Origin of the sequence: Bacillus cereus group sp. BceL291 (assembly GCF_051776705.1) — a bacterium.
In the GTDB taxonomy this organism is placed as follows: Bacteria; Bacillota; Bacilli; order Bacillales; family Bacillaceae_G; genus Bacillus_A; species Bacillus_A cereus.
Window position 1 is genome coordinate 29844 of sequence record NZ_JBPWAP010000046.1, and the last position, 14735, is coordinate 44578.

Consider the following 14735-nt stretch of genomic DNA (forward strand, 5'->3'; position numbering starts at 1 on the left):
ATCTCCTTTATGTATTTAATAAAAATTATAAGTGGAGATTTACTCCACTTATTAAAATTTCGTTTCAGTCTCGATTTACATATAAAATAAGCACAATGATAAAAGCACTTAAAATAGTCGTAATAATAGAATAAGAATACAAAATCATGCAAACTGGTAAACAAGCAATTGTAATTAACCCTGGCTTAGTAAACCCTTTAAAAATTAAATAAAATATAATGAAAACAGCAACAAGAGTAAGCGCTATCAAATAATCAAATGCGATTAATCCTCCAATAAATGTTGATATGCCTTTTCCGCCCTTGCCTTTAAATACAATTGGATAAATATGTCCCAGTAAAACAGCTAGTAAAGCTAACATTACAAATGTAGAATCTCCAAAAAGGTATTTTGCAATAGAAACTACGATTGCCCCTTTAATTGCATCACCTAAAAATGTAGCGATGAAATATCCTTTTCCATATACACGCCCCATATTTCTTGCGCCGGGATTCCCACTTCCTTCATCTCGGATATCAACGTTATATCTCCATTTCGTTACTATATAAGCGGTCAATATGTTCCCAAATAAATAAGAAGCGACCAAATACAAAAACTGCATACTATTAATCATATAATCATTCACTTTCTACATGGAAGTACTTATACAATATTCATGAACTATGTATATTGTACTTTTTTATCCACTTCCCTTTATACATTTTAACATCATATATTTACAAATCATACAAAAATTCTCATACGCTATTTTTAAAAATATATATCCCTCATTAAATAATATGTTCCTTTCACTGCCATTTCTGCTTGTGATACGAATGTAATTTCTTTCATACTTTCTTCACAGCATTTCTTAAATACAGCAAATATTTCAGGAACTAAACGCAATATACTGCCACTTACTGCAATTGGCGTTGAGTGCTTAAAGTTCAACTTGTTATAAACATTTACTGTAATCCTTGCCAATTCCTTTCCAGCTTGCAAGATAATTTCACGTGCATCATCATTCCCATTTCTCGCTTCCTGAATAACTAATGGCGCGATTGCTGCAACTTTATCTTTTGAAGAACTATAAACTAGTCTTTTTATATGAGACGACGTCAAAAGTTGAAATTCATCTTGAATCCTTAAGCTTAATGGGCAAAGTGCAACTCCTTGATCAAATTGATTCGCCATTCTTTTTAAACCTTGTAATGCAATCCAATATCCGCTTCCTTCATCTCCTAAAATATGTCCCCATCCACCACTATACTCGTACACTTCTCCTTTCTTTCCAAGACAAATTGCACCTGTGCCGCCAATTGTTAAAATTCCATCTTTTCCTTTTAAAACAGCTGCATGTGCAATCATCGCATCATTAAAAACTTCAATTGGTGTTCCATACTTCTTCTTTAGACGTAATGTTAATTCATTCGTATTTACTCCACTTACACCCGCTAATCCTAAACAAATACAAACGCAATGCCCATTTAATACACCTTTCTGGCATTGATCAATCACCTCCATAATATGCACAAGAACTTCTTCAAAATCTATTAATATATTTCCAAAACCACTTGTAGCTCTTACAAGTTCATTTCCGTCTTTATCAAATGCAATTGCTTCTGTCTTTGTTCCCCCGCCGTCTACTCCAATCATATATTTCATCTATTCGCCTCATTCATTTCAAATTGGAGGGAATGTTATATTCCCTAAAACTACAGATTCCTTTGCACCTGTTGCGCTCGGCACATTACTCGGATTACGATGATATGTTTCATTTGCTAAAATGGCAAAGGCGATTGCTTCCTTCGCTTCTGAAGAATAGCCTATATCTTCTTGAAGGAATAATGCACATTTTTCTTCTTTCAATCCATGCCGTATCATTTCTACAAGTGTATCATTATAACTTCCGCCACCACCTAGAATTACCTCATCGATTTCATAATACGGCAGAATAAACTCCTTATAATGATAAACAATTGAACTTGCTGTAAACCTTGTGACAGTCGTCAATATATTTTCTTTACTATGCTTTTCAAACCGCTTTAATAACTCACTGACAAATTCTTCTCCAAACTGTTCTCTACCAGTTGATTTCGGTGGATTCATTTTCAAAAATGGATGATTCATACAATATGTCAAAACCTCTTCTACAACTACTCCTTGTTTTGCAATGTTACCATTTTGATCATATGACAACTGAAACAACCTTTGACATACTTCATCCATTACCATATTACCTGGACCTGTATCAAATGCTATAACGCTTTTCTCACTTAGTTGACTTGGTATTACAGTCACATTACCAATCCCGCCGATATTTTGTAGTAGTCTATTTTTAGTTTGGTGACGATATAAAATAATCTCTGAATATGGTACAAGTGGTGCTCCTTGTCCTCCAGCTGCCATGTCCATCGTTCGAAAATTAGAAATAACCGTCGTATTCGTTTCATACGCTATAATTGCTGGTTCTCCAATTTGTAATGTAGAAGGAATCATACCTCCATCTTGCTGTGGCTGATGATAAATCGTTTGTCCGTGAGAACCAATTAAATCTAATTGTCTCAAAGGAAAATTGGCCTCTTTACAAACTTCCTTTACAGCGTTTGCGAAGCGTAAACCGAGTTTAAAATTCAAACTGCATATAAGTTGTACATTTGAATTTTCTATTGATAATGCCTGCTGGATATCATTTTTCATATCATTACAAAATGGCACAGTAGTAAAATGGATGAGTTCAACTTTAGAATCTACACCGCTTCCATCTATATGAACGAGTGCTACATCTATTCCGTCTAACGAAGTACCGGACATTACCCCTGCAACATACATAACATGCATGACCTCCTATTTACTAAAAAACAATCATGTAAGTAACCAACGTACAACCAATCGAAAACAATATAAATCTAAAAAACAACTGAGCTTTCGATGCAAACGATCCATCAATGAAAGAAACAACTACCGTAAGCAAAACGCTTGCCGCAATACTTGTAACGAGCCAAATACTATGCATTTGTGATAAATTTAGCATGCCTAATAAAGGGACAAAAAGTAAATTTGCACAAATCACTCCAAATAGTAATAAAAACACACCTTTATAACTAAATTTTATATTCATTCTATTTCCCCCTTTCTAGTTTTAATGTGAAAGAAGTGATAGACAAAAAGTCTATCACTCAAAATAACAGCATGCAGATTAAGGATTAACCGACTCTCCGTCACCATTCTTTTCGATTTCAAGCATATTTTTGTCGTACATTTTAAAGAATGGTAAATAAATAAGGAACGATATTGCTATATTTATAAAAACTAATACAATCGCACGCCAATCTCCACCTGTTGCTAAATATGCACCAATTGGAGCAGGTAATGTCCATGGCGGCATAATATGCGTTGGTGTTACAAATCCCATTGCGGTTGCAGCATACGCTATAGTAGCTGTTACTAACGGGGTAATGACGAAAGGAATAATTAAAATTGGATTTAATACAATCGGCAAACCGAATATAACCGGTTCATTTATATTAAAGATCCCCGGAACAATACACGTTCTCGATAATGCTTTCGAATATTTTGATCGACCAAATACAATCATAGCTAACACAAGCCCTAACGTTGCGCCCGAACCACCAATCCAAATAAACCATTGATAAAACGGTTCTGGTGCAATAAACGGAAAATGACTCGCTCCACTTGCTACAGCTTCACCGTTCTTTCCTAAATACACATCCCAAAGTGGCCTTGCCACAGTACCTACAACTGATACTCCGTGTATCCCGAAAGACCAGAAAAACGTAATTAAAAATACAGGTATAATAACGCCAAAGTAACTATCACCAGCTTTTACTAATGGTGCGGCTAGTTTATCTACAACGTAATGTAAATCAACTTTAAAAACGACTGTAATAAGACTCATCATAATAATAACGAATGCTGCAGGTATAAGTGCTTCAAATGAACGTGATACTGACGGTGGTACTTGTTCTGGCATTTTTATCGTTACGTTATTCTTCTTACAAAACCTTAAAATCTCAACTGATAAAATAGAGACGATCATCGTCACAAATAATCCATGACCTCCAAGATTTGTCATCGGAAGCATGAATCCTTTTTTATCAATTAACTCAGGCGTTAATGTTAAAAGTAGTGAACATACCGCAAGCTGTGCTCCTGATAAAGCATCTAATTTATAACTTTTCGCTAAATTATATCCTATTCCAAATGCTATATATAAGGACATAATAAACATAGTTAAACGATATGGTATCAATATACTTGTTTGATTCTTTAATGCCCAAACCGATATGAAACTATCTTTCGGCAGTGGTGGAAATGCTACTATTAAAAAAAAGCTTCCTACTATAATAAATGGTAACGCCGAAATAACTCCATCACGGATTGCTTGTAGATGCCTCTGCTCAGAAAGCCTTGCCATCGGGCCAGATAAGTTTTTATCAAGAAACGTGACAAACTTATTCATAACGCTTCCTCCTAACTAATTAATTCATTTACAGTTTTTAATAAAGTCGGGCCTCCAAGTGGCGTGTATGCTTGCGGTGGAATGATGCCACACGGAATAGATTCCTCCTCTGCAAATTTTTTTACAGAGTCAAATCGGTGTCTTATTTGAGGTGCAACCATTACGACATCCCAGCCATTCTTTACTTCTTCCTCTACCTCATTCGTTCCAATTGCATGCACTTCCATGTTCACACCATTTTTCTCCGCTTCTTTTTTTAAAGCGTTTACAACAATTGCACTGGACATTCCTCCAGAACAGACGAACAAAACTTTCATTTATTAATCCTCCTATACTTATAATTTATTACCCTTCAAATGAAAGGAAGTTTCACTTTACTAACAAGCATATGAAGTAGTAAATGAATTTAGTTATAATGAAAGTAAATTTCATTAAAAATATTTTTCCTATTAAATTAATGTTTCAATATGCAATTTTCTCTATTGCAAAGTCAACCTCGCCTCCTATATTATTTTAAATAATCATATGATAGGGAGGCGTATAAATGATCGTTAAACGTTTATTAATGATATGTTGTATCGTCATCTTGTTCATCCCTTTCTCTTTCATTCCCCCTCACTCTACTTATGCTGAAGTAAATACTGCATACAAAAAACATGAATTACGTGCTGTATGGATTGCATCTGTTCTGAATATTGATTGGCCCTCAAAAACTGGCTTACCCATTGAAAAACAGAAACAAGAATTTATAAGATTATTAGACGATGTAAAAAGCACTGGTATGAATGCAGTTGTTGTACAAATTAAACCAACCGCTGATGCTTTCTATCCTTCAAATTACGGTCCTTGGTCTGAATACATTACAGGAACACAAGGAAAAGATCCTGGTTATGACCCGCTTGCATTTATGATTGAAGAAACTCATAAAAGAAATATAGAATTCCACGCTTGGATTAACCCATACCGAATAACGATGAATCACACCGATATAAATCGATTATCAAATAATCACCCTGCAAGGCAACATCCCAATTGGGTTGTCCCTTATGGCGGAAAGTTATATTACAATCCCGGTATTCCAGAAGTGAAAAAATTTATAACAGAAGGTGCTTTAGAAATCGTGCAAAATTACGATATTGATGCGCTGCATATGGATGATTATTTTTATCCATATAAAGTAGCCGGTGAAGAATTTCCAGATCAGAAAACGTACGAAACATATAATAACGGTAGATTTACAAATATAGAAGATTGGCGACGTAACAATGTAAATGAACTTGTAAAAGATTTAAATACTGCTATAAAACAAGAAAAATCATATGTAAAGTTTGGCATTAGTCCGTTCGGCGTATGGAGAAATATAGCTGACGATCCGACTGGCTCTAACACAACCGCAGGCCAAAGAAACTATGATGACCTTTATGCTGACACACGTGAGTGGATACAAAAAGGATATATTGACTACATTACACCGCAAATATATTGGAATATAGGTTTCACCCCAGCTGCATATGACATATTAGTAGATTGGTGGGTTAAAGAAACAAATAACAAACCGATTCACCTATACATCGGTCAAGCGGTCTATAAAATTAATAATAACTCCGTCCCTGCTTGGTCTGATCCAGAAGAATATCCAAGACAAATTGCATTAAACCGGCTATATCCTGAAATAAAAGGTAGTATGCATTTTAGCTTAAAAGATATTAATAACAATCCACTTGGAGCTAAAGATAGACTCTCAAAAGACATATATAAATATCCTGCATTAATTCCGCCTATGCCTTGGCTTGATCATGATCCACCAAAACAACCGACTTTAAAAGGTGCCATTCCAAGAGATGAAGGTATTGCAATCGGTATCATTGACAATAGAGATAATGATTCTACTTATTACGCTATTTACCGCGCGAATGGGAAAAATGAAGTGGATATACAAAATCCGAAAAATTTACTTACTACTGTAAGAAAAACAAAACTTGGAGAAATTTATGTAGATAAAACCGTTATTTCTGGAGAAACGTATACGTATGTCGTAACTGCAGTTGATCGATTGCATAATGAAAGTGTGGCTTCTAGTCATACTACCGTTAGTGCAAAATAAAATCTCATAACAAAAAGCGCCCTAAAGCTGTGATACTTAGCTTTCAAGGCGCTTTTTGTTATTTATTCTTAAACTTCTCAGTCGCTGCTCTCATCTTCACATTTAAATCGTGATCAATTGAGTCGCGAATATCTCGCTCTACTACTTCCATTTCTTTTTGGAAATTTTCCAAGTAGATTTTCAGTTCTTCTTCCTTCTCTGGTCTTTGTGAAGGTGGTAATTGTACTACCAACGATAACATGGCCGTTAAATCTTTCATTAAGAACGTTTCAAGTTTATGTTGTTGTTCAAACATGCGTTGCTCTTGATAGTACGGAAGTGCATTCAATACTGAAATTGTAATATCATCAACCGTTCTTTGTAATGAAGGATTTATTGAGCGTTTATACGCTTGAATTGTATTTAATGCGTCTGGATAACGGTCATAAAAATACAATTTGTAAAATGATAAGTCTGTCGGTTTTACAGTTTGCTGTGTCTCTTGTCTTAAGAAATCTTTCACTTTCATCGCAGCTACATCAATATCTTCATTCGTAAGCTTTTTCGTAGTTTTTGCCATTACATGCACTTTTTTCTGCTTTTCTTTCGGTAACATCGAGAAGACTTGTTCTCTCGTACGTTGACCTGATGCACAAAATAGAGTATTTAATGTATTTTGTTCTTTCTTTCCTTCAGTGCGAATCCAGCGATAAAACAGTGGATGTTGTGTAAATTCTTGTAGAAACGGTATTGATTTGTTTGATAACTTATCTAAAGAATCTTGCGCTCTTTTATATGGCTTCGTCCATGAAAAATACAGCTTCCGTCCGAAATATACGACTAAAACAACGACAGTAAATGCTATTAAAAGCAATGTACCGAGTAGTAATAATACTGTTTGAATGAAACTCATTTGTTCACCTCCTCTAATAATACGTTATTTCCTTGGACGCTGAATGAGTTTCTGCTTCATCTCATCATTAAATGTGTCTAGTTCAATAACGAACTTCTTACTTGACTCGATAATACGTTCTGACGATTTTTCAGATGCTTCAATTGCAGCGAACACATTTTGGAATGATTCACGTAATTTACCCATGCTAATAGCAGGGTTTTCAAGCAATTTTGTCGTTTCTTCTGTATTTTGTTTTAACGCTTGAGAATTACTTAATACCATCGATTCAATTGCTTCATTTGTCGCATTCACTGCATCGATTGTTTTCCGTTGATTTGTTAACGCTAACTGAATAGCAGCTGAAACCGTTACAACGTTTTGCGTCATCGTAATTGCATTACGAATTGCCTCTGTTAACTTTTCATTATTTTTCTTAATAATGTCTACAGATGCGATAGATTGTAATAAAACACTTTTCGCTTGCTGCATATTACGTGTACGTACAAGTATCTTTTCTAACGCATCGTTAATTAATGGAATATCTCTTTGACGCTCTGGGTTTTGTTTCTCAGCTTCAAGCATGCCAGCAAGCTTTTTCCCTAAGTATACTTGTTTATCAAGCGCATGAATTTTATCGTGCGATTGTTCTTTAAGCATTTCAAGACCCACTGTATCCTCTTGTAAGTTATCACGGCCAATTAGAAGGGATCTAATGATTTCCTCGATTTGTTTATCTATTGATTGGTATTTATGCACGTATGTTTCAAGTGGATTTTTCTTGAATACTTTAAACATTATTTTCTTCATACCACTTGCTTTAAGTGAATTGGGATCAAGCTCTGATACCACTTTTCGTAATTCTAACAATGTATTTGGAATTTCTTCATTTTTCCCATTCATCATCGCTGTTACAGGACGTTTTAATGCTGACAACGTTTGTCCTGCTGCTTGTTGCTCTTTATCTCCTAAATCTCCTAGCTGAGACAATACTTTTGATAAATCTGTATTTTGCTCGCTATTTAACTTTTGTACATAAAGATCAGCTTCTTTATTCAGTTCCTCTAATTCTGCATCTTTTATAACTGTATCAACCACTACTTCTACATTATTATCTTTCACGATCGATACAGGTTCTTTTTTCTCGAGTTCAGTCAACAAAATCGCTCCTTTATTTATATGTGCGAATTTATATGCACTATATTTCATCTATTATATCGTATTTCATATACATTCTGATTGCTTGAAATCGATTTTTTTAGAAATGCCTGTTTATGCAGTCATTCCCTGTTTCTTACTATAAGTATACCTGTAAACAACATAATTTTCCTCAGACTTAAGACCTAGAGAACGACATGCTGAAGGCGGATTCTTCGTATGTTACGTATATAAATTATGTTCTTCTATCCTTCTGTACTCAATCTTTTGACATACACCCTTTTTCAATGTGATAATTATATTGCGCCCACTCCTATTTCTTCTTGCGCGCTACGAATGCTCCATTTTGAAATGCCAATAACACCGTTTCAAACATTTCATCTTCTTCTATCATTTTTTTAAACTCGGCTAATTCATTTGCATGAGAGGTTGCGTTATCAACAACAAGAAAACCCTTTGGTTGTAAAATGCGTTTTATATGCTCAAGCCACCACATGTATTGCGTACGCTCTGAATCTAGGAAAATAAAATCAAATGAATGATCTAATTGCGCATCTAAAAATGCCCCTGCTTCTTGATTATGAACATCAATCCTTTGTAAAAGGTTTGCCTTTTCAAAATTGACAAGTGCCTCTCCAACTCGTTCTGAAGAAAGCTCTACAGTTGTTACATTTCCATTTGTTTCTTCTACCGCATTAGCTAACCACAATGTAGAATAACCATTAGAAGTTCCGATTTCTAAAATGTTTTTTGCGCTACACCCTTTTACTAAAATTGATAAAAATTGCCCCATCTCACGAGTAATATTCCGTAATTTTTCTTCCCTTGTTTTTTTATTTCGATCATGCTCTTCTCCATATTGTTCAAGTTGAAATAATAATGAATCTAACGTATCCATTTTTTCCATCGCCTTTCCAAAGCAATATGATGAAAAAGCTCTTGCTGCCCGTCTACTTTCATTATATGCGAAACAAAAACCTTTTTCCTGTTATATGACAAAGATTTGAATTTTTTTATAGCATATTGTTTCGTTTTTTGGTAAAGTTAATTTCTACGTGCAATTATTCCATTCATATTATTTCATATTAAAATTGCAGTTATTAAATTATATAAACCCCATTTAAATGAATCGGTATTTCAAATTCAATTAAGCGCCCTTTTCGGACGCATTTTCTTTGTTTATATATTTCCAGAAGAAAGGATGCTTACAAATGAACGTGATTAGCTTAGATGCTGCTAGAAAACGAAAGCAGCATAAAAAATTAATGATTACTATACCGATTATTACACGTATTTATGAAGAAGACGGGGAAATTAAATTTGAGGTAGCTGGCGAAAAAGATGTACCTCTTGAAATGTTAGAAAAATAATAAAAAACGCATTTCTGAAGAAATGCGCTTTTTTATATTTTTACATTTAAATGCATAAGTTTTTCAGGGTTAACCATCATATAAATATTTGAAATTTTCTCATCCTCAAATACAAACGAAAGAACATAAGTTACTTTATTATTTATTGTAACTATAACTCCTGGTATACCATTGACCATTTTGAAATCAACAGTGTACTCTTCTGTCAATCGTTGTGCAATCCCAAAGAACAAACGTATAATTCGATCCGCAGAATAAATCGGGTTAATCGCAGTCGTAACTTTACCACCACCATCAGCTTTGAGTATAGCATCTGTTTTTAATACTTCTAACATACCTTCCGCATCCCCACACTGTAATGATGATACAAACTTTTCAACATAAGAAGCCATTTTCTCCGTGCTTAATTTTGATTGCTTCGGTTTCTCCAACATGCTTTTTCGAGCACGTTGAAAGATCTTCCTGCAGTTTACACTACTCTTATCAACAATTGAAGCTATTTCTTCGTATTCATAACTGAAAACTTCTCTTAATATGAAAACAATCCTTTCTACCTCAGATAATTGTTGTAAAAGTAATAAATATGCGGTGGAAAGGGATTCTTTCATTAAATAATAACTGATCCATCCTGATTCAGGTAATACGTGATGTGGTTTTACCAAGCCTTGCTTCACTAATTCATCTCGCTTTAACTTCGGAAATGGTAAATCAGCTAATTTATCACCATGAAGATGGCCAAGTTCTTTCTTGCCATAATTTATTTCAATACCACCAAATCGATGCGGTTTTTCAGAAACACCCGCCCAGCTGAGTACTTCATTTCTAATCATTTCACTAAATGACATGAACATTCACTCCTTATAAATGATTGATGTAATTTTAAATTAACATTTTCATTACTTTTTTCCATCAATCCAAAGTATGAATGGGAATACGAATATAGTTTGGTCTTAACACCTTATTCTTTATGGAATAAGTGAATTTATTAAGCTACCGACAACAGCACAAAACAAAGACTAGACACATATCCTAATTTTGTAACCTAACTTACCTATAGAAAGGCGGGTAATACAATTGACTGCCAACATCGACTATACCTCCCCCTCAACCAATTTTACTTATGATGTAAATAAAAGTAATTTTTTTCGGAAAGATGCCCAAAATTATATAAATGTACTTGGTATTAAACAATTAAATACTTTAGAAAATACTTCTTTATTAGATATTTATTTAAGTACAGGAAATGTTGTAGAACCACATATTCATCAAAATGCAGCTGAACTTGTTTATTGTATTTCAGGGTCTGCTGTTGTTTCTTTACTTAATCCATTTACGAATCAAATATTAAACTTACCGATAAAACCCGGGCAAGTTGCCAACATTCCACAAGCGTGGTGGCATTATGAAATTGCTACAGCAAATAATACTCATTTATTAGCTATTTTCAATGCTCCAGCGCCAGAAGTTATTTTCGGTTCTGACATTTTAAGATTAACTCCTGCTCATATGATGGCACATACTTACTGCCTCAATGAACAACAATGGAAACAAGCGGTTTCCCCTATTCAATCAACTACTGTAATTGGTCCTCCGTCAAACTGCAATCAAAACCGTGAAATGAAAAATTATCCAACCCAGCCCCTCGCTCAACAACATAATCCGCATCACCAAGATTCTTATTACTTCCCTCTTTACTGGGGCTATTAATTTGTAAATTTTCGAAAGAATCATCATTTATCTCCTAGGAAAATACCAAGGAGATTTTTTTATTGTATCTTCTCTTCCTATTAAAAATAGTAACAATTGATAGTGGACATACATATAATATTTATATATTAAATTGGAGGTGATAGTACTATGAGTAATTATAACTATCGAAAAAACTACTCTTATAATAAAAATAGTAGTTCTTCAGCATCCTCTCAATCTTCCAATTCTCAATCTTCCAATTCCCAATCGCAAAGAGACTTAGCGGAGCAAGGCTATGTAAAGAAAAAAGGATGTAACTGTAATAAAAATAAATAGTTTATCTTATGGATGAATTCTTTTTTAAAAGAATTCATCTTTTTTTACTGATCGGAAATTTTTAAAGTTACATAACTTATTACTTAAATGAGAAAGGGTAAATTATACTTTTTTATACGAACTTAACAAAGAGTAATTGTTCAATTAATTTATTACTTATTTTCCTAAAAAATATAGTCCTTCCTAAATTTATTAGGAAGGACTATATACAAACCCCTGTTTAATTTCCTACTAAACATTGTAACAAATTAAACGATATTAATACCTGCACTTACAAATCCAGCAACTGCAGCTATTGGACTTGCTGCTGTTAATGAAACATATAACAGTATTTTATCCCCAGCTGCTACTGGAATAGCTTCAGGTATGATTCCTGATGCTGTAGAACCAATCGCTATTGCGGCAAATGCTGGCGTTAATAATAGAGGTGCACCTTGTACTGTAAACGTATTGCTTGCTGCAGGTGCAGTTAATATTTGTATTTGCACTTGAACAGGTGATAATGGAGATAATGCAGCTGTTGCACTAAAGAAACCTGCTAATGACGTAATAGTTCCTGCGCGTGGTGCTACAAATGCATAATCACCTACACCTAATGCTAATGTGATACTTGTTCCACCCGTTAACGCTATACCAGGCTGACTAAATCCAAATCCGAGAAGAGTTCCTGTATTAGCTACTAACGCATTAACTAATGCTGCTGGTGTTGTACCTGAAGCAAACGGAATAATAGCTCCGCCACCAGTTGCACCTGTTGCTCCTGTTAAGCCTGTTGCACCAGTTAAACCTGTTGCCCCCGTTGGACCTGTTGCTCCTGTTGGACCTGTTGCTCCTGTTAAACCTGTTGCTCCTGTTAAACCTGTTGCTCCTGTTAAACCTGTTGCTCCTGTTGGACCTGTTGCTCCTGTTGCTCCTGTTGCTCCTGTTGGACCTGTTGCTCCTGTTGCTCCTGTTGCTCCTGTTGCTCCTGTTGCTCCTGCTCCTGTTGGACCTGTTGCTCCTGTTGCTCCTGTCGCTCCTGTTGCTCCTGTTGCTCCTGTTAAACCTGTTGCTCCGCCTCCTGGACCTGTTGGACCTGTTGGGCCTGTTGGGCCTCCTCCTGGAGTAGCACCAATTAATTGAGTTAATAAATTTAATAAAAGTTGTAAACTTGCAGGGTCAATAATTAAAGAGAAAAAGAATGGTGCAAGAGCACTGTAGAATTGTTGTAATAAAGAAAGTAATTGACTTAGATTTGGGTTAGGAGATTGTAGTAAATTAATAATACTTTGAATTAATTGTTTTAAGAAATTCCCTTCTGGAGAAGGTGCTAATTCATTTAGTAAGTTCAATAGTTGAGTAAACAAATTGAGTAAAGCTAATCTGTTTGCATCACTTGGATTTGCAAAAAACGCTGCAATAGCCGAAATTAAAGAGTTTAGTAAAGTAATTAATCTACCTAATTGCTCACTAGTAATCGGAACTGTTTGTGGATTGTTACAACACTCTGGAGTGAAAACAATCGGATTATTGCAGTGGTTATGACCGAAACAATTATTACTTGTCATTTATGTCCTCCTTACTTGTTTTATATTTGAGTTTTTCCTATTATAAGGATCATAAAGTTGTAAAAGAGTATGTGTTATATATTGACTTAAAATAGGAAACATGAAATATAATTAAACTTGCAAACGCTATTTAATTATGTTCATGACTCACATATTAATTATATGTTTTTAATAATTGACTGCTTAGATTAAATACCTAAACTTAAGAGTTTATTTTATTTTTCCACGTTTATCTCTTAGGTTCAAAGACACATTTTAATTTGAATACAAAAACCGAATTTACGATTAACATATATTCCGCAAGTAACAACATCATTTTTTCATATAAATAAAGAACATTTCCTTACTAAAATTGGGCTCACCTTATAAAGGTGAAGCCGTTTCTATTATAAAAAACTCTCATACAATATAGTGGACAAGTTATTTTATACTTCGTTCTAATAAAATATTGTAAGGAGTGAAAATTAATTGCCTATCATTCAACCATTTATGGCATCTAGAAGATTTACATCCACACTAGGAGCCGGCACAGGTACAGGTGCAGCTTTTGCAATTGCTGCCACAGCTTGTTTAAACGATGCGGGTACTACTGCAACCGCTTTTCCGACTTTCACGTATTACAACTTATATGTGAACGGTATTCTTCAACCAAGCGTGAACTCCAGTGTTACTACTGGTCCTACTGGTGCTATTACAATTCCTGGTGGGGATGCATTAGACGGCGGAATTCCAATTACAATTGAATTTATCGTCACTTAATGTTAACGAATGTAATTCAGAACAAAAAAGACAGATTCCTTTTCATTAAGAATCTGTCTTTTTTAATTAATAATAATAAATTGTAAAATAATTGAAGCACCTTGCGATGGTGGTTGGTTATCCAATAAAGTTAGTTTACCAGTACTAACTTCATAGAATGGTTGTGGTTGCAAAATTCCATTGATAAACAAATTTATATACGAAACCTCACTAGGTGAAAGTATATTCGTTGTACCATATTGAGCTATGCCATCTGCATCTGTATATATAAGTTTCTCTCCATCTGAAAAAGTGTAAAATAACAAATTAGTTGTTGTTATAGGGCCAATCCCCCACATCCATCAACTTAAGGATTTAGACTATTTTTGAAGTTAAAAGCACGTTACTATTTTCTTATGTTAATGAGAAAGGGTGACGTGTTTTTTATGAATATGAATCA

Annotated in this window: 16 protein-coding genes and 1 pseudogene; 5 read left to right on the forward strand and 12 right to left on the reverse strand. The window is 34.5% G+C overall.

Features of this window, described 5'->3' with window-relative positions; translation table 11 throughout:
- Positions 1-64: 64 nt before the first annotated feature.
- From plsY to ACS2CR_RS23840, 6 genes are all read right to left on the reverse strand, one after another.
- Positions 65-613 carry a glycerol-3-phosphate 1-O-acyltransferase PlsY gene (gene plsY, locus ACS2CR_RS23815; protein ID WP_016109967.1) on the reverse strand — a complete coding sequence of 183 codons (549 nt, stop codon included), beginning with the start codon at positions 611-613 and terminating at the stop codon, positions 65-67.
- Positions 614-750: 137 nt separating this feature from the next.
- Positions 751-1644 (reverse strand): BadF/BadG/BcrA/BcrD ATPase family protein, encoded by an 894-nt coding sequence (locus ACS2CR_RS23820; RefSeq protein ID WP_000876593.1) that lies wholly within the window; start codon positions 1642-1644, stop codon positions 751-753.
- Positions 1645-1662: 18 nt separating this feature from the next.
- Positions 1663-2811, reverse strand: coding sequence for an anhydro-N-acetylmuramic acid kinase AnmK (gene anmK / locus ACS2CR_RS23825; RefSeq protein WP_016109965.1), 1149 nt, complete (start codon positions 2809-2811; stop codon positions 1663-1665).
- Positions 2812-2833: 22 nt separating this feature from the next.
- Entirely contained in the window at positions 2834-3100 is a 267-nt protein-coding gene (locus ACS2CR_RS23830) for a hypothetical protein (protein WP_001021966.1), read from the reverse strand.
- Between the two features lie 78 nt (positions 3101-3178).
- A complete protein-coding gene (locus ACS2CR_RS23835; RefSeq protein WP_001032295.1) occupies positions 3179-4462 on the reverse strand; it encodes a PTS sugar transporter subunit IIC in 1284 nt (427 codons plus the stop codon).
- A gap of 11 nt (positions 4463-4473) precedes the next feature.
- On the reverse strand, positions 4474-4779 hold the full coding sequence (locus tag ACS2CR_RS23840; RefSeq protein ID WP_000865907.1) for a PTS sugar transporter subunit IIB: 306 nt from the start codon (positions 4777-4779) through the stop codon (positions 4474-4476).
- 227 nt (positions 4780-5006) lie between these two features.
- Between ACS2CR_RS23840 and ACS2CR_RS23845 the strand changes: the two genes are divergently transcribed.
- Positions 5007-6566: a glycoside hydrolase family 10 protein gene (locus ACS2CR_RS23845; protein WP_053513503.1), complete on the forward strand. Its 1560-nt coding sequence runs from the start codon at positions 5007-5009 to the stop codon at positions 6564-6566.
- Between the two features lie 58 nt (positions 6567-6624).
- Here the strand turns inward: ACS2CR_RS23845 and ACS2CR_RS23850 are convergent, their stop codons facing one another.
- The 3 genes from ACS2CR_RS23850 to ACS2CR_RS23860 form a co-directional block, all read right to left on the reverse strand.
- The gene (locus tag ACS2CR_RS23850; RefSeq protein WP_000008378.1) at positions 6625-7458 is read right to left on the reverse strand and encodes a DUF3974 domain-containing protein; all 834 of its coding nucleotides are present in this window, start codon (positions 7456-7458) and stop codon (positions 6625-6627) included.
- Between the two features lie 24 nt (positions 7459-7482).
- Positions 7483-8595, reverse strand: a complete 1113-nt coding sequence (locus ACS2CR_RS23855) for a toxic anion resistance protein (RefSeq protein WP_053513501.1) — start codon at positions 8593-8595, stop codon at positions 7483-7485.
- A gap of 313 nt (positions 8596-8908) precedes the next feature.
- Entirely contained in the window at positions 8909-9502 is a 594-nt protein-coding gene (locus ACS2CR_RS23860; RefSeq protein WP_002103079.1) for an O-methyltransferase, read from the reverse strand.
- 304 nt (positions 9503-9806) lie between these two features.
- On the opposite strand from ACS2CR_RS23860, the gene ACS2CR_RS23865 reads away from it, so the two are divergent.
- A complete protein-coding gene (locus ACS2CR_RS23865; protein WP_001100984.1) occupies positions 9807-9965 on the forward strand; it encodes a hypothetical protein in 159 nt (52 codons plus the stop codon).
- A gap of 32 nt (positions 9966-9997) precedes the next feature.
- Here the strand turns inward: ACS2CR_RS23865 and ACS2CR_RS23870 are convergent, their stop codons facing one another.
- Positions 9998-10810, reverse strand: a complete 813-nt coding sequence (locus ACS2CR_RS23870; protein WP_053513499.1) for a luciferase domain-containing protein — start codon at positions 10808-10810, stop codon at positions 9998-10000.
- Positions 10811-11039: 229 nt separating this feature from the next.
- On the opposite strand from ACS2CR_RS23870, the gene ACS2CR_RS23875 reads away from it, so the two are divergent.
- Together ACS2CR_RS23875 and ACS2CR_RS23880 are read left to right on the forward strand one after the other, a co-directional pair.
- Positions 11040-11672, forward strand: a complete 633-nt coding sequence (locus ACS2CR_RS23875) for a cupin domain-containing protein (RefSeq protein ID WP_000126329.1) — start codon at positions 11040-11042, stop codon at positions 11670-11672.
- Positions 11673-11822: 150 nt separating this feature from the next.
- Entirely contained in the window at positions 11823-11990 is a 168-nt protein-coding gene (locus ACS2CR_RS23880) for a hypothetical protein (protein WP_002094006.1), read from the forward strand.
- Positions 11991-12238: 248 nt separating this feature from the next.
- Here the strand turns inward: ACS2CR_RS23880 and ACS2CR_RS23885 are convergent, their stop codons facing one another.
- Positions 12239-13537 (reverse strand): exosporium glycoprotein BclB-related protein, encoded by a 1299-nt coding sequence (locus ACS2CR_RS23885; RefSeq protein ID WP_153602666.1) that lies wholly within the window; start codon positions 13535-13537, stop codon positions 12239-12241.
- Positions 13538-14005: 468 nt separating this feature from the next.
- Between ACS2CR_RS23885 and ACS2CR_RS23890 the strand changes: the two genes are divergently transcribed.
- Positions 14006-14296 (forward strand): DUF4183 domain-containing protein, encoded by a 291-nt coding sequence (locus ACS2CR_RS23890; RefSeq protein WP_001121647.1) that lies wholly within the window; start codon positions 14006-14008, stop codon positions 14294-14296.
- 62 nt (positions 14297-14358) lie between these two features.
- Here ACS2CR_RS23890 and ACS2CR_RS23895 read toward each other — a convergent pair.
- Positions 14359-14628: pseudogene (locus ACS2CR_RS23895) on the reverse strand (DUF4183 domain-containing protein); the annotation flags it as partial.
- Between the last annotated feature and the right edge of the window lie 107 nt (positions 14629-14735).